Source organism: Streptococcus sp. P25B114, assembly GCF_053010325.1.
In genome coordinates, this window is the sequence record NZ_JBRKNW010000008.1 from 1 (window position 1) to 15,668 (window position 15,668).

The following is a 15,668-nucleotide window of genomic DNA, read 5'->3' on the forward strand; positions in this document are numbered from 1 at the left end:
ATAGCGAAGATTTTGTGGTATACTAGTCATGAGAAGATTTCCTTTTTGATGAGTAGGTGGTACTCTTATCATATCAGGGAATCTTCTTTTTGACTTCTAGAAGTCTCACATCTATTGTAACGCTACACTCCCCTCTACTTATTTATTGGTCTAAATTTGACAGTTTAGGGTGCTTATGGTAATATTTTAATGATACAGTCAGTAGAAAAATCAAGTATTTGAGGATAATATGGGAATTGAAAAAACAGTCAGCGAATTGGCTGAGATTTTAGGTGTCAGCCGTCAGGCTATGAATAACCGGGTAAAATCACTTCCAGATGAGTTTGTTGAGAAGAATGATAAGGGCGTGACGGTGGTCAATCGTCAGGGTCTGGTCAAGCTGGAAGAGATTTACAAGACCACGATTTTTGAAGATGAGCCAGTCAGCGACGAGGTTCTTCACCGTGAAATGATTGAGATTGTCATCGATGGAAAAAATGAAGAAATCGAGCGCTTGTATGCCCAACTCAAGGTTAAGGACCAACAATTGGCTGAGAAAGATGAGCAGTTGCGGGTCAAGGATATCCAGATTGCGGAGAAGGATAAGCAGCTGGACCAACAGCAGCAGTTGACAGCCAAGGCTATGGCGGACAAGGAAGTTCTCAAGTTAGAATTAGACGAGGTTAAGGCCCAGGCGGAAGAGGTAAAACCGAAAGGTTTCTTTGCTAGATTATTTGGCAAATAGAGGGATCCTATTTTAGGAAATGTTCGGGAGTGACAAGTTGTCGCTCTCTTTTTTGCGACATAAAGGAGTGATTGTGGTAAGCTAGAAACAGATAATTTTCTGAAAATTTCGGAAACTATTCTAGAGGAGGTTGCTTTATGTCCTATTTTCAAAATTTTATGAAGGCCAATAAGGCCTATGTTGACTTGCATGGAACCCAGCATTTGCCCTTGCGTCCTAAGACCAAGGTGGCCATTGTGACCTGTATGGATTCGCGCCTGCACGTTGCCCAGGCCTTGGGGCTGGCTCTAGGGGATGCCCATATCTTGCGGAATGCTGGCGGACGTGTCACTGAGGACATGATTCGGTCTTTAGTCATTTCCCAGCAACAAATGGGAACGCGGGAGATTGTGGTTCTCCACCACACGGACTGCGGTGCGCAGACCTTTACCAATGAGGCTTTTGCGGAGCATATCCACAGGGATCTGGGTGTGGACGTTGCTGGACAGGATTTCTTGCCATTTACAGATGTGGAAGAGAGTGTTCGCGAGGATATGGAACTACTGCGGAAATCACCGCTCATTCCTGAGGATGTGGTCATTTCAGGTGCGGTCTATGATGTGGATACGGGTCGGATGACAGAGGTCAGCTAAGAACCTGTATTCACAGCTCGCCATCTTTAGCTAAAGCTAGTTTTCTGCTACTAAGCGTTCGTTTTTCTCGAAATACAGTCAGTATTCCAGCTCAAACGGCCTTGATTAGCAAAAAACTATCTCTTATCTACATGCACCTTACTTGTGAATATAGGTTCTAAGAGCAGAGTTGTGAAGTCGGATTATTTCCGGCTTTTTTTGTAAAAATACTTGACAGTCATTCGGAGTTGATGTAGAATTGTTTTATAAAAATAATACAAAGAAACAAAGGAGTCCTCTCATGTCTGATAATCGTATGAAATACACAATTGATAGCAATATGCAATTTCCTTTGGTGGAAATTGCCTTAGAGGCTGGAGAGTCGGCTTATATTCAACAGGGGAGCATGGTTTACCATACACCCAGTGTGACCTTAAATACTAAGCTCAATGCCCGCGGTGGTTCAGGATTCGGTAAGTTGCTGGGAGCTATCGGTCGCTCCATGGTGTCGGGTGAGTCTATGTTTATCACCCAGGCTGTATCTAATAGCTATGACGGGAAAATCGCCCTGGCGCCGTCCACACCTGGTCAAGTTATTGCCCTTGAGTTAGGTTCCAAGCAGTACCGCCTTAATGATGGAGCCTTTCTGGCTTTGGATGGTTCTGCTCAATATAAGATGGAACGCCAAAGTGTGGGCCGTGCCTTCTTTGGTGGCCAAGGCGGACTCTTTGTCATGACTACAGAAGGCGAGGGTACACTTTTGGCAAATGCCTTTGGTTCTATCAAGAAGATCGAGCTAACAGGTGGCAGCATCACCATCGATAATGCTCACGTGGTAGCCTGGAGTCGTGACCTCAACTATGATATTCACCTAGAAAACGGCTTCCTTCAGTCTATTGGTACTGGTGAAGGGATTGTCAATACATTCTCAGGTTATGGGGAAATCTATGTACAAAGCCTTAATATCGAGACCTTTGCCAATGTCATCGGTAGTCATTTGACTGTTTCGGGTGGCGACGGAGGTGGCGGTTCCACAACACTTTTAGATGCGATATTTTAACCAGTCGACCAGCTTTGGCTGGTTTTTATCTGCACATTTTTACCACTTACTTGTAAAATCTAACCACTTACTGAAAAGCCCTTGCCTTCACACCATAGCCTGATATAATAGGTATATCAAATGAAAGGGAGGTCTTATGAAAGTTCGGATTGAATTAGATGATAGCTTAGAGCAAGTCGAAGTGATTATCAGAAGTAGCCAACTAGGACCGGAGTTGGAACGCATCCAGCAGGCTTTGCAACAGGTTAGCCGTCCCTCGCTTGTCTTTTACAAAGGAACCAGTGAGTATTTCTTGAAACTAGAAGACCTACTCTTTTTTGAAACCGATGGGACCAAGCTGATGGGACATACTAGAGATGACGCCTATGAAGTCAAGATGAAACTCTATGAACTGGAAGATTGTCTCCCTGCTCATTTTTGCCGGGTTTCCAAGTCAACCATTGCCAATAGCAAGGCCATCTACTCGCTGGACAAGTCCTTTTCAGGAACTAGTCGGATTTCCTTCTATCAGACCCACAAGGAAGTACACGTGTCGCGGCATTATTATCATTTATTAAAAGAAAAGTTACGAGAAGTGAGGTAGAGAGATGAAAAAATATGGTTTAGGGATTGCCCTGCTGGTCCTAGCAGTCTTGGTCCTAGTTAGGGATTCACTGGTTTTGCATTTGGCTCTGCCATTTTGGACAACGGTCTGGTTTGTTTTAACCTTTGTGACTGGTTTTCACCGCTTGGTGAAGCTGGATTGGCTTGCCAGTATCTTTTGTTTTGGTCTAGCTTTTATAGCGGTGAACTCAGTTTATGATTGGGTGGAATTTGGGACCTGGAACATGGTTCTGTCACTTGTCCTGCTCTGCCTTGGCTTGAAACTGATTTTTAAACCCAAGAAGCGCAGACTGGCTCATGGAGTTGGTACAGGAGTGATTGGCGATAAGGGGCGGGAAATAGCTTTTGGCTCCTCTACTCGCTACATTCATGAGGAAAATTTTACCTATGATAGTGTGGAAGTGGCCTTTGGCTCCAGTATGGTTTATTTTGATCAGGCGGTTATTCTGGGAGATAAGGCTGAATTTCATATAGATGCAGCTTTCTCATCAGTTAATCTTTATCTGCCGGCAAATTGGCAGGCGGTCGTGGAGCTAGACAGTTCTATGTCTGCTGTCAATAACTATGCAACTGGTATAGGAGAAAAGATGCTACATATCACAGGAGATATGGCCTTCTCCACTTTGAATATCTATTACACCTAGAGTGAACAGAGAGCAGTCTATTCAGGCTCCTCTGCAGGACAAAGAGTCAGAATATTCCGAAAATTAACCAAAAGAAAGGGATTATCATGAAAAAGATTTTGAAAAATGCTACTTACCTATGGGTACTGACTGCGGATATGTTGTCCAATTTTGGCGATGTGGTTTATTACCTGGCCTTGATGAACTATGTTTTGCTGGTGCCCAACAGTCGTCTGGCTCTGGCAATCGTGACCTTCTCGGAAATCTTCCCTAGCTTTATGGGGCTCTTTACAGGCTATCTGGCAGACAAGACGGTCAACAAAATCGGTACTATCAAGCTGACCCTTCTCTTTCGTGTTCTTCTTTACCTCATCCTCGGATTCTGCATGGGCTTTGAGCCAGCCCTCTGGATTGTCGTGGTGGCTGCAACTTTCAATGTCTTTGCAGACTTCGCTGGCTTCTATGAAAACGGCCTCTATACACCTCTGGGATTACGCGTAGCACCCAAAGAAGAGCGGGAGCAGTACTCGGCCTTTCGCCAGACCGTGACCAGCCTCCTCAACATCGCCTTTCAGGCCCTCTCTGCCCTCTTGGTCGGCCTCCTCTCCTACCAAAACCTGGCCTTTCTCAACGCTGGCACCTTTTTAGCCGCCCTCCTCATCATGCAGCTGCTGACGCCAGTCTTTCGCAAACTCCTGACGGAGCAGCCTTTGAAAATAGTAGAGCAGCCGAGCCAGACTGAGCAAAAAACCAAGAGACCAGGCATTCTAGCTTCCTTCAAGCAAGCCATCGTGGAGCTGCGCAAGATTCCCGAGTTCCGTCTGGTCCTGATTACCAGCCCTCTTATCAATGCCTGCGGAGCTATCCTTTATCCTATTCTGGTCCTCTTGATTAGCGAAGACCCAGGCCTTGTCTTCCTCAATGTTGAAACAACCCTTGCCCTGACCATTTTGATCTTCTTTGTTGGCAATATCTTGGGATCGACCTTGGTCTTTACTCTCTTCAAAAAGACCAGCATGGTGACGCTTGAAGTGGCAGCCACCTTCTCTCTACTTGGTGTGTTTGTCGGAATGCTACTACATCAGTTACCTATCATTTTCTTCTTCCTTACTACAATGGGAATTAGCTTTGGTGCCAGCGGTCCTAAGTTTAATGCCAAGTTTGTCAACTCCATGCCAGAGGAGCAACTGGCAACTATCGGCGGTGCAGTATCGACCTACTTTATGCTGGGTCAGGCCTTTGTCCGACTACTTGTTTCAGGTTTGGTCTTGGTATTGGCTGTCGATCAGATTAGCGGTCTTTTCCTAACAGCTACTGGTTTGTTAGTCCTCTATGTCCTCTACTGGCTGGCACGCAACCAAAAAACACCTCAAAATCAGTCTGCTTAGGCTGATTTTTCTGTTATCTGCGGGGCATCTATGCTATAATGTTCTTGATTGAAATTTTACAGGAGAGAAACATGACTAAACCAATTCGCGTGCGTTACGCACCAAGTCCAACGGGACTTTTGCATATCGGAAATGCTCGTACAGCATTGTTTAACTATCTTTTTGCCCGTCATCATGGCGGTACTTTCCTTATTCGTATCGAGGACACAGACCGCAAACGCCATGTGGAAGACGGAGAGCGTTCTCAGCTGGAAAACCTGCGTTGGTTGGGTATTGACTGGGATGAGAGTCCAGAAACCCATGAGCAATACCGCCAGTCTGAGCGTTTGGATATTTACCAGAAGTATGTCGATGAGCTCTTGGCTTCAGGAAAGGCCTACAAGTCTTACGTGACCGAAGAAGAGTTGGCGGCGGAGCGTGAGCGTCAGGAAGCTGCAGGTGAAACACCTCGCTATATCAATGAATACCTGGGCATGTCTGAGGATGAAAAAACTGCCTATATCGCAGAGCGTGAGGCGGCTGGCATTGTCCCAACTGTACGCTTGGCTGTCAATGAAGCTGGTATCTACAAGTGGAATGACATGGTTAAGGGTCAAATCGAGTTCGAAGGTGGCAACATTGGTGGTGACTGGGTTATCCAGAAACGTGACGGTTACCCAACCTATAACTTTGCGGTGGTGATCGATGATCATCTGATGGAAATCTCGCACGTTATCCGCGGAGATGACCATATCGCCAACACACCTAAGCAACTCATGGTCTATGAAGCACTAGGCTGGGAAGCTCCAGAATTTGCCCACATGACCTTGATTATCAACTCTGCAACGGGTAAAAAGTTGTCCAAACGTGACACCAATACTCTTGCCTTTATCGAAGATTACCGCAAAAAAGGCTATCTGCCAGAAGCTGTTTTCAACTTTATCACGCTTTTGGGTTGGACTCCTGGTGGTGAGGAAGAAATCTTCTCCAAAGAGGAGATTATCCAACTCTTTGACGAAAAACGCCTCAGCAAGTCTCCTGCTTCCTTTGATCCGAAAAAGTTGGCTTGGATGGGCAATGAATACATCAAAAAAGCTGATTTGGAGACCATTTTCAACCTTGCTAAACCATTCTTGGAAGAGGCTGGTCGCTTGACAGACAAGGCAGAAAAATTGGTGGAACTTTACAAGCCACAAATGTCATCTGCGGATGAAATTGTTGGTTTGACAGACCTTTTCTTCTCTGATTTCCCAGAATTGACAGACGAGGAAAAAGAAGTCATGGCAGGCGAAACGGTACCGACGGTTCTCAATGCCCTCAAGGAAAAATTGGAAGCCATGACGGACGAAGATTTCCAACCAGATAATATCTTCCCGCAAATCAAGGCTGTTCAAAAAGAAACAGGTATCAAGGGCAAAAACCTCTTCATGCCAATCCGTATCGCTGTCTCAGGCGAAATGCACGGACCAGAGTTGCCAAACACCATTTACCTGCTCGGCCGTGAAAAATCTATCCAACATATCGATAATATGTTGAAGAGTTTGTAAGATAAATAATCCCCACTGTCATATGGCGGTGGGGATTTATCTGTTAGGGGAATTTAGCTTTCTAAAAACAATCTCTCCACATAGTCTTTATGCCTTGGAATGACTAGCTCTGTTTCCAGGAAATTTTTCAAATTTTCTTGTGAGACCCAGATGTAGTTGCTGGTTTCATCCGTTTGGAGTTGGATGGTCGATTTGTCCCAATTGGTTTCGGCCCAGTAGCAGTGGAAAATGCACTGGTCATCATGGGCGATAAAGTGTGTATGGTGGCGGAGTTGGTCAGCTGTCAGCTCAATGCCTGTCTCCTCGCGGACTTCGCGTAATATGGCCTGCTCTGCTATTTCCCCAAACAAGGCCGAGCCTCCTGCTGTTGCTTCATAATAGTCAGGGTAGGAGGGCTTGGTGCTGTCGCGTTTCATGAAGAGAGTGCTGCCGTCGTGGTGGCGGATGATACATTCGACGACCAGGTGGTAGAGGCCGTGGGGAATGGATTCTCCGCGAGTGAGGGTGTGGTCGGTCAAGTAACCGTCGGCTGTGTAGGCGTTCCAGATTTCCATAGCTTGCTCCTTTTCTATCCTTCTATTATAGCATAGGAAGTTTTTCTGTGAGCTTGTACGGACAAGTGTGTGGTATAATGGGCTGACGAAAGTAAAGGAGAAATTTATGCAGCCTATTATTCCTCATCTCTGGTATGACACAGAGGCAAAAGAAGCGGTGGCTTTTTATGTGGACCTCTTCGGTGGCAATGTTGACTGGACCTACACCATTACGGATACGCCTTCGGGTGATTCTGATTTGATTCAGTTTCAACTGGGCGATATGACCTTGGCGGCTATTAGTGCGGGTCCATACTTTAAGCTCAATGAGTCCATGTCCCTCATGGTCAATGTAGCCAACAAGGATGAAGTGGCACGTTTGTACCAAGCCTTGTCAGAAGGTGGTCGTATTCTCATGCCTTTGGGAGGATATCCCTTCAGCCCTTACTATGTCTGGTTGGAAGACCGCTTTGGTCTGTCTTGGCAACTGTCTTATGCACCGGACTTGGACAAGCCTTATCAGTTTGACATCTGCCTGCTCTTCTCTCAGGATCAGGTTGGTTTGGCCCAGCCTATGTTGGACTACTACAAGGACAAGCTCCCTCAGGCTAGTGTCGGTCAACTTTCCTACTACGGTGAAGGGGAGGCTGCTGTTGAGGCTGCCAAACTGAACTATGCAGAACTTCTCGTCGGTGGGCAAAAAATCATCGTCATGGACCACGGCTACGGTGGCGAAGCTTCATTCAACGAAGCCTTCTCGCTCATGGTCTATGTGGATAGTCAGGACGAACTCAATTTCTATTATGACCTCCTGTCAGCAGTGCCAGAGGCGGAAATGTGCGGTTGGGTCAAGGACCAGTTCGGTATTTCTTGGCAGATTGTACCGCGGATTTTGATGGAAGCATACGATACGGCTAGCCCAGAAACTGTCAAGGCTGTTAATGATGCAGTGTTGACCATGAAACGTCTAGATTTCGCAACTATTCAAACGATATTAAATTAGTCAAGATTGGCAGGAACTGGATAGCAGTTTCTGTTTTTTCTATTAGACAAGAATGAATGAATTGGCTCGGTTTTTGGTATAATGAAAGAAAGTAGAGGGGAGACCACATGAAAGCAATAGAAAGACGAAAGCACATTTTATCACTTTTACAGGAAACATCTCAACCACTTTCAGCGAATTACCTAGCAAAAGAATTTGGAGTGAGCCGTCAGGTGATTGTGGGAGATATAGCCTTGCTTCGAGCAGAGGGGGATCTGGTTTTGGCGACTCCGAGAGGCTACCTACTGCAGTCTTCTCTGGCGCCTCTTGAAGGTGCTTATATTCGTAAAATAGCTTGTCAACATGGACCAGAAGATGTTGAAAAAGAGTTGACTATCCTATTAGAGGGAGGAGCTCAAATCCTTGATGTCGAAATTGAACATCCTATTTACGGTCTATTATCTGGCAAACTAAATATTACCAGTTTTGAAGATCGGGACCGTTTTTTAGATGATTTGAGTCATTATAAAGGAGTACTATTGAGTAATTTAACAGAAGGAGTTCATACTCATACTGTCTCATTTCCCTCGGTTCAAGCCTACCAAGAACTTTCTTTGGTATTAAAGGCTGCAGGAATTTTGCTAGAAAATCAATAAAACATTACAGGTGTCTTGACACCTGTAATGTTTTGGTTTATAATCGAACCTATAGAAAGAGAGGTTCCTTATGTCCCAATTAACACTATCATCTAAAAGTTCCGTCAAGCAGCTTTCCATTAGTGCGATTCTTACTGCATTTGCTATTTTGATTCCATTGATAATGCCGATTAAAATTGTTATTGGACCAGCATCTTATACACTTGCTAGTCATATTCCGTTGTTTATTGCAATGTTTATTTCACCAGCAACGGCCATATTGGTAGCATTGGGCTCCAGTCTAGGCTTCTTTTTAGCAGGATTTCCTATTGTCATCGTATTTCGTGCATTAACCCACTTGATTTTTCTTACTCTGGGAGCTTTTATAATAAAACGATTTCCAAGTTTTATAGACACTAAGCGTTTCTTCCTATTAGGGATTGGTCTCAATCTACTTCATGGCTTAGGGGAGTATATTGTGGTCATGGCCCTGACTTCGGGCGGGCAGACTTCAGATACTTATTGGATGACTATGCTTGGCTTAGTTGGTCTAGGTTCTGCACTTCATGGATTACTCGATTTTAGTTTGGCATATTATTTTTGGAAAATCTTGAAAGAACGGAAAATTTATCAACCTTAATGTGAGTTGAGATAAAATATAGTCTAGAAGTCGGAGAAAAGTCTCTGGCTTTTTCTTGTTTTTTCTGTAAATGTACGAGATTTATTCAATTTTTTTAAAAAATGTGTATAAATATGTTGCAAAAAGTATAAATATACACTATAATAGTCACTAAGTTTTATTTGCTAATTTAAATAGAAATGAGAATGATTATGACGAAAGAAAAATTAATCCTAGCCTATTCAGGTGGTTTGGATACTTCGGTTGCTATTGCATGGTTGAAGAAGGATTATGATGTTGTCGCTGTCTGCATGGACGTGGGTGAGGGTAAGGATTTGGAATTTATCCATGACAAGGCCTTGTCGATCGGTGCGGTTGAGTCCCATGTTATCGATGTTAAGGAAGAGTTTGCCTATGACTACGTGCTTCCTGCCCTCCAAGCTCAAGCCTACTATGAGCAAAAATACCCATTGGTATCCGCTCTCAGCCGTCCTTTGATTTCTAAAAAACTGGTTGAAATTGCCCACCAGACTGGCGCGACGACTATTGCCCACGGTTGTACCGGTAAGGGAAATGACCAGGTTCGTTTTGAGGTGGCAATCGCTGCCCTGGATCCAAACTTGAAGGTTGTGGCTCCGGTTCGTGAATGGCACTGGTCTCGTGAGGAAGAGATTATCTTTGCCAAGGAAAATGGTGTGCCGGTTCCAGCTAATTTGGACAGCCCTTACTCAATCGACCAAAACCTTTGGGGTCGTGCCAATGAGTGTGGTGTCTTGGAAAATCCATGGAACGAGGCGCCAGAAGATGCATTCGGTATCACGACTGCTCCAGAAAAGGCACCAGATACGCCTGAATATGTCGAAATCGAATTTAAGTCTGGTGTACCTGTTGCCGTCAATGGAGAAGAGCTGAGCCTGGCTAATTTGATTCAGAAACTCAATGTGATTGCGGGTGCCCATGGTGTTGGTCGTATCGACCACGTTGAGAACCGTTTGGTGGGTATCAAGTCGCGTGAAATCTACGAGTGCCCAGGTGCCATTACCCTCTTGACAGCTCATAAGGAAATTGAAGATTTGACCCTGGTTCGTGAAGTAGCTCACTTCAAACCAATCATTTCCAATGAATTGTCAAACTTGATTTATAACGGTTTGTGGTTCAATCCAGCGACAGATGCTTTGAAGGCTTACTTGAAACAAACCCAGTCAGTGGTAAACGGTACTGCCAAGGTAAAATTGTTCAAGGGTACAGCTCAAGTCGTTGCTAGAAAATCACCAAACTCACTCTATGATGAAAATCTTGCAACCTACACAAGTGCAGATACCTTTGACCAGGCAGCAGCAGTCGGCTTTATCAAGCTCTGGGGCTTGCCAACCAAGGTAAATGCGGAAGTACATCACCAAAACCAATAGGAGATTTTGATGGAAAAGAAATTATGGGGCGGTCGTTTTGAGGCCAGCTTGGAGGCCTGGGTGGAGGAATTTGGTGCCTCTATCCGCTTCGACCAGAAACTAGCCAAGTTTGATATTCAAGGATCCATTGCCCATGTGACCATGCTGGGTCAGACAGGTATCATTGAGCAGTCTGAAGCAGACACTATCAAGGCTGGTCTGGAAGAGCTCTTGGCTGAGTATGAGACTGGTCAGCTGGAATTCGACGTGACCAACGAAGACATCCACATGAACATGGAATCGCTCTTGACGGAAAAAATCGGTCCAGTGGCTGGCAAGCTCCACACGGCTCGTTCACGGAATGACCAGGTCGCGACAGACATGCACCTCTATCTCAAGGACAAGCTCCATGAGGTGATTGAGAAATTGGCCAATCTACGTCAGGTCTTGGTCCATTTGGCTGAGGAACATGTGGAGACCATTATGCCGGGCTATACGCACTTGCAGCATGCCCAACCCATTTCTTTTGGTCACCATCTCATGGCCTACTATCAAATGTTCACCCGTGACAGCGAGCGCTTTACTTTCAATATCCAGCATGCGGACATGTCACCGCTGGGCGCAGCGGCCCTTGCAGGAACTACTTTCCCCATTGACCGTCAACTGACTTCTGATTTGATGGGCTTTGCCAAACCTTACAGCAATTCATTAGATGCGGTGTCTGACCGTGATTTCATCTTGGAATTTTTGTCTAATAGCTCTATTCTCATGATGCATGCTTCTCGTCTATGCGAGGAAATCATCAACTGGTGTTCCCACGAGTACCAATTTGTCACCCTATCGGACACCTTCTCAACAGGTTCCTCTATCATGCCGCAGAAGAAAAATCCTGATATGGCAGAGTTGATCAGAGGAAAATCGGGTCGGGTAGTGGGCAATTTGGTTGGTTTACTGACCGTCATGAAGGCTCTGCCATTGGCCTACAACAAAGACCTCCAGGAAGATAAAGAGGGCATGTTTGACACGGCGGAGACCATTACAGTTGCCATTGACATACTGGCCGGTATGCTGGAATCTATGACCGTTCACAAGGATAGAATGGCTGTTTCAACCGAGAAAGACTTCTCCAATGCGACTGAGTTGGCAGACTACTTGGCCAGCAAGGGAATGCCTTTCCGCCAGGCCCATGAAGTGGTCGGCAAGCTAGTCTTGGAATGCACCAAGGCTGGTCACTACTTGCAGGATATTCCGCTGGAACGTTACCAAGAAGTGACGGACTTGATTGAGGAGGACATCTACCAGGCCCTGCAATCTCGTACAGCGGTGGAACGCAGAACCTCACTGGGTGGGACAGGATTTGAGTCAGTTCAACACCAAATTCAGCAAGCGACAGTGGAATTAAACCCAGATAAATAATGAAAAATGCCTCTAAACGTGATGTTTATTGGCTTTTTTGAATTTTATGGTATAATAGAGGTAATTTTGAAAGATGGAGTGACAGTTTGAGAAAAAGCTACCGTGTCAAGCGCGAACGAGATTTCAATGATATTTTTTCCAAGGGACACAATGTTGCCAATCGACGCTTTGTGGTCTACCGTTTGGCCAATCAAAAAGAGCATTTCCGTGTAGGTTTATCTGTCAGCAAGAAGTTAGGAAATGCCGTCACACGCAATAAAATCAAGCGTCGCCTGCGGCATGTTCTGCTTGAATTGAAAGAGGATATACAGGCAGAGGATTTTGTCATCATTGCCCGTAAGGGTGTGGAGGAATTGACCTACCAAGAAATCAGGAAGAATCTGCTCCATGTTTTGAAACTTGCGAAACTCTACCAGGAAGGTGTTGAGATTGAAAAAGAAAATTAAATGGGCGGGCCTCTTGACCCTGTCCCTTGTCGTATTAGCGGCCTGTGGAAATCAAGCCAGCAACCAATCTTCGGGTGTCTGGGATTCACTCATTGAGTGGTTTGCCAGCATCATCCAATTCTTGTCTATCAATGGTCATATCGGTATTGGGATTATCCTTTTCACTATCTTGATTCGGACCTTATTGTTGCCACTCTTTCAGATTCAGGCAAAATCCTCTCGCAAGATGCAGGAAATTCAGCCGCAGCTGAGAGAGTTGCAGGAACGCTATCCAGGCAAAGATATGGAAAGCCGCCAATTATTGGCTGAAGCGACCCAGCGTCTTTACAAAGAAAACGGCGTCAGCATGGGGTCATCCTTTATACCGCTTTTGATCCAGATGCCCATTCTTTTGGCTCTTTTCCAAGCCCTGACTAAGGTGGATGCTCTCAAGGTTGGCCAGTTTCTCTGGATGAACTTGGGTCAGCCGGACCCGTACTTTATTTTGCCGATTCTGGCTGCGGTCTTCACCTTCCTTAGTACCTGGTTGACCAATAAGGCTGCGCCAGAGAAAAATGGTGCTCTGACCGTGATGATGTACGTCATGCCGTTTCTCATTTTCTTCTTTGCGGTGACGTCAGCTAGCGGGGTTGCCCTTTATTGGACCGTGTCCAACGCCTACCAAGTCGTTCAAACCTTGATTTTCAATAATCCTTTTAAAATCATAGCAGAGCGTCAAGCTAAGATTGATGCAGAGAAAGCGCGCCAGGCTAAAATCAGGAAAGCTCAGAAAAAAGCCCAGAAAAAGAAATAGGATAGTAGGAGAGAAAAGATGAAATTTACAGGTGCAAATGTTGAAGAAGCCATCCAAAATGGTTTGGCAGAATTAAATATCCCTCGTAAGAAGGCACATATTACTGTCGTTGCTCGTGAGAAAAAAGGTTTCCTTGGTTTTGGTAAGAAACCAGCGGTCGTCGATATTGATGTTATCAATGAAACAACGGTTGTCAAGGCTAACCAGAAGGCTGTTCGTGGCGTTCCAGATGAAATCAACGAGCAAAACGAGCCAGTGAAAAGCGTATCAGAAGCGACGATTGACCTTGGTAAGGTTGTTGCCGCTGTTAAGGAATACGAAAAGTCTGGTGAGGTCTTAGAGGATGATATCAAGGCTCAGATTCTGAAAAATGAAAAAGAAGCGACTACGATTTTAGAAGAAACAGGTCGTATCGAAATTTTGCCAGAAGAACTCCTGCAACCGGCCACTGCAGAAGAGACAATTGAAGAAGTTGTTGAAACTCCTGAGGCTACTGAGGAGACAGAGCCTGTTTCAAAATCGGAAGAGTTTTCCGACTTAGACATTAAAATCGAGTACCAGCATGACATTGAGCAGGTGGTGGCAGAAGTATCAGCTTACGTGCAGGAAATCTTGGATGACATGGACGTTGAGGCACGGATCGAGACCAGCCATAACCGCCGTACCATCAACATTCAGGTTGATACAAATGAGCCTGGTCGCGTAATCGGCTACCACGGCAAGGTCTTGAAGGCGTTGCAATTGTTGGCGCAGAACTTCCTCTACAACCGCTATGAGCGCAATTTCTACATCAATATCAACGTTAATGACTATGTGGAACATCGTGCAGAAGTCTTGCAAGGCTACGCTCAAAAATTGGCGGAGCGGGTCCTGGCAGAACAAGAGGCCTATCACACAGATCCGATGTCTAGCAGTGAGCGCAAGATTATCCACCGGATTATTTCCAAAATGGACGGCTTGACCAGCTATTCTGAAGGTAGCGAGCCTAACCGCTATGTGGTCGTGGACATTGAAGGACACAACGATTAAAAGAGGTTTAGCCTCTTTTTTTCACACTCCTTACTGAAAATAGGTCAAAATGCCTTGACAAACAGTCAGAATTCTTATAAAATAGTTTGGTATGTTTAGTAACTGATCAAAACTAGCCGGCTAAACGAATACAAGAATCTAAGAGGAGGTATTCATCGTGAAACGTACTTTTCAACCAAGTAAAATCCGTCGTGCTCGTAAACACGGATTCCGTAACCGTATGTCAACCAAAAACGGCCGTCGTGTCTTAGCAGCTCGTCGTCGTAAAGGACGCAAAGTGCTTGCAGTGGCATAAGAAGACGAATGTAAAACCAGCAGAAACTCGAGTCTGCTGGTTTTTTCTTTTTTAATAATAAACAGATAGGTGAGATGGAAGGACCGAGATACGAATAGGAAGACTATCTCCCTCGTCTCCATCAATGTTGATTTGTAGGTCCCCATCGAGAAGTTTGATTTCCCCTTCCTTGAAGGTTTCATAACCCAGGCTATTACTTTCTTCTGTGACGCCGCCCATCAGCTGAGGAATGGCAGATACCGTATTTAAGAAGTGGCTATCTTTCAGATAGAGCAGGTGTAAAAGGCCGTCATCTACCTTGGCATCTGGAAGAAGGGTTTCAAACCCACCAATGGAATTAGTTAGCCCAATCAGGATGGTTGTCGAGGCAATTTCCTTAGTCTCGCCGTCTAATTGAATCTGAAACTCATAGAGTTGGTTGTTTATCAATTCCTTGAAGCCATTGATGAAATAGGCCATCTTCCCATAGCGGGTTTTCTCATCTGGATCAACATTATTGATAGCTTGTGGAATAGCGCCGATTGCCACGACATTCATAAAGTAGCTATCGTTGACCTGGCCAATATCAAGAGGGCGCTTACGGTTTGGATCAAATTGTTTAATAGCTTGCGCTGGATCAAGGGGAATTCCCAAGGCTCGCGCTAAGTCGTTGACCGTACCTAGTGGGAAAAATCCAAAATTCGGTCGATATTCTTCCTTAGCCAGACCACTGATGCCCTCGTTAACTGTCCCATCTCCGCCCATGACAAAGACACTGTCAAAACCTTCTTGTGCAGCCTCCTTGACGAATTGGCAAGCATCTCCGCCTTTTTGAGTTTCTTTTATAAGGACTTGGTTAAAATATTCCTCCAATTTGACCTGGGCCAAGTCTCTAAACTCCAGGGCACGTTCCCCACCAGAACTAGGATTCACTACTAATAAAGCTTTTTTCATGCGAATCTCCTTTCAAAATACAACTTACCTCTATATTATAAGGTATTTAGGCTGTGATTGCAAA

At 45.1% G+C, this 15,668-nt stretch carries 18 protein-coding genes; 16 read left to right on the plus strand and 2 right to left on the minus strand.

Features of this window, described 5'->3' with window-relative positions; all coding sequences use genetic code 11:
* Positions 1–229 precede the first annotated feature (229 nt).
* The 7 genes from ACVC7T_RS05135 (at position 230) to gltX (ending at position 6,535) form a co-directional block, all read left to right on the plus strand.
* Positions 230–724, plus strand: a complete 495-nt coding sequence (locus ACVC7T_RS05135) for a DUF536 domain-containing protein (RefSeq protein ID WP_105111069.1) — start codon at positions 230–232, stop codon at positions 722–724.
* Between the two features lie 137 nt (positions 725–861).
* Positions 862–1,356: a beta-class carbonic anhydrase gene (locus tag ACVC7T_RS05140; protein WP_105111068.1), complete on the plus strand. Its 495-nt coding sequence runs from the start codon at positions 862–864 to the stop codon at positions 1,354–1,356.
* 280 nt (positions 1,357–1,636) lie between these two features.
* Positions 1,637–2,395 carry a TIGR00266 family protein gene (locus ACVC7T_RS05145; RefSeq protein ID WP_105111067.1) on the plus strand — a complete coding sequence of 253 codons (759 nt, stop codon included), beginning with the start codon at positions 1,637–1,639 and terminating at the stop codon, positions 2,393–2,395.
* Positions 2,396–2,531: 136 nt separating this feature from the next.
* Positions 2,532–2,978 (plus strand): LytTR family DNA-binding domain-containing protein, encoded by a 447-nt coding sequence (locus tag ACVC7T_RS05150; protein ID WP_447262570.1) that lies wholly within the window; start codon positions 2,532–2,534, stop codon positions 2,976–2,978.
* 4 nt (positions 2,979–2,982) lie between these two features.
* Positions 2,983–3,642, plus strand: a complete 660-nt coding sequence (locus tag ACVC7T_RS05155) for a LiaF transmembrane domain-containing protein (protein WP_447262571.1) — start codon at positions 2,983–2,985, stop codon at positions 3,640–3,642.
* 86 nt (positions 3,643–3,728) lie between these two features.
* Positions 3,729–5,009 (plus strand): MFS transporter, encoded by a 1,281-nt coding sequence (locus ACVC7T_RS05160; protein ID WP_394735371.1) that lies wholly within the window; start codon positions 3,729–3,731, stop codon positions 5,007–5,009.
* Positions 5,010–5,080: 71 nt separating this feature from the next.
* Positions 5,081–6,535, plus strand: a complete 1,455-nt coding sequence (gene gltX / locus ACVC7T_RS05165; protein ID WP_125265879.1) for a glutamate--tRNA ligase — start codon at positions 5,081–5,083, stop codon at positions 6,533–6,535.
* Between the two features lie 53 nt (positions 6,536–6,588).
* Here gltX and ACVC7T_RS05170 read toward each other — a convergent pair whose 3' ends face one another.
* Positions 6,589–7,089, minus strand: a complete 501-nt coding sequence (locus tag ACVC7T_RS05170; protein ID WP_447262572.1) for an NUDIX hydrolase — start codon at positions 7,087–7,089, stop codon at positions 6,589–6,591.
* A gap of 106 nt (positions 7,090–7,195) precedes the next feature.
* Here ACVC7T_RS05170 and ACVC7T_RS05175 point away from each other — a divergent pair, with 106 nt between their 5' ends.
* The 9 genes from ACVC7T_RS05175 to rpmH all read left to right on the plus strand — a co-directional run bounded on the left by ACVC7T_RS05175 (position 7,196) and on the right by rpmH (position 14,671).
* Entirely contained in the window at positions 7,196–8,071 is an 876-nt protein-coding gene (locus ACVC7T_RS05175) for a VOC family protein (RefSeq protein WP_447262573.1), read from the plus strand.
* Between the two features lie 107 nt (positions 8,072–8,178).
* Positions 8,179–8,706, plus strand: a complete 528-nt coding sequence (locus tag ACVC7T_RS05180) for a transcription repressor NadR (protein WP_024397302.1) — start codon at positions 8,179–8,181, stop codon at positions 8,704–8,706.
* A 70-nt stretch (positions 8,707–8,776) separates the two neighbouring features.
* Positions 8,777–9,325, plus strand: coding sequence for a hypothetical protein (locus ACVC7T_RS05185; RefSeq protein ID WP_105160358.1), 549 nt, complete (start codon positions 8,777–8,779; stop codon positions 9,323–9,325).
* A 191-nt stretch (positions 9,326–9,516) separates the two neighbouring features.
* Positions 9,517–10,713: an argininosuccinate synthase gene (locus ACVC7T_RS05190; RefSeq protein WP_105111059.1), complete on the plus strand. Its 1,197-nt coding sequence runs from the start codon at positions 9,517–9,519 to the stop codon at positions 10,711–10,713.
* Positions 10,714–10,719: 6 nt separating this feature from the next.
* Complete coding sequence (argH, locus tag ACVC7T_RS05195) at positions 10,720–12,108, plus strand: argininosuccinate lyase (protein ID WP_394731580.1); 1,389 nt, start codon at positions 10,720–10,722, stop codon at positions 12,106–12,108.
* Positions 12,109–12,194: 86 nt separating this feature from the next.
* Complete coding sequence (gene rnpA, locus ACVC7T_RS05200) at positions 12,195–12,554, plus strand: ribonuclease P protein component (RefSeq protein WP_105111057.1); 360 nt, start codon at positions 12,195–12,197, stop codon at positions 12,552–12,554.
* Complete coding sequence (locus tag ACVC7T_RS05205) at positions 12,538–13,347, plus strand: YidC/Oxa1 family membrane protein insertase (protein ID WP_105160356.1); 810 nt, start codon at positions 12,538–12,540, stop codon at positions 13,345–13,347. Before rnpA ends, ACVC7T_RS05205 begins: the two co-directional genes overlap by 17 nt.
* A gap of 18 nt (positions 13,348–13,365) precedes the next feature.
* Positions 13,366–14,376 carry an RNA-binding cell elongation regulator Jag/EloR gene (jag, locus tag ACVC7T_RS05210; RefSeq protein WP_105111055.1) on the plus strand — a complete coding sequence of 337 codons (1,011 nt, stop codon included), beginning with the start codon at positions 13,366–13,368 and terminating at the stop codon, positions 14,374–14,376.
* Positions 14,377–14,533: 157 nt separating this feature from the next.
* On the plus strand, positions 14,534–14,671 hold the full coding sequence (gene rpmH / locus ACVC7T_RS05215; RefSeq protein WP_018368178.1) for a 50S ribosomal protein L34: 138 nt from the start codon (positions 14,534–14,536) through the stop codon (positions 14,669–14,671).
* Between the two features lie 51 nt (positions 14,672–14,722).
* On the opposite strand, the gene ACVC7T_RS05220 is transcribed toward rpmH, so the two are convergent.
* Positions 14,723–15,604, minus strand: coding sequence for a diacylglycerol/lipid kinase family protein (locus ACVC7T_RS05220; protein ID WP_447262574.1), 882 nt, complete (start codon positions 15,602–15,604; stop codon positions 14,723–14,725).
* Between the last annotated feature and the right edge of the window lie 64 nt (positions 15,605–15,668).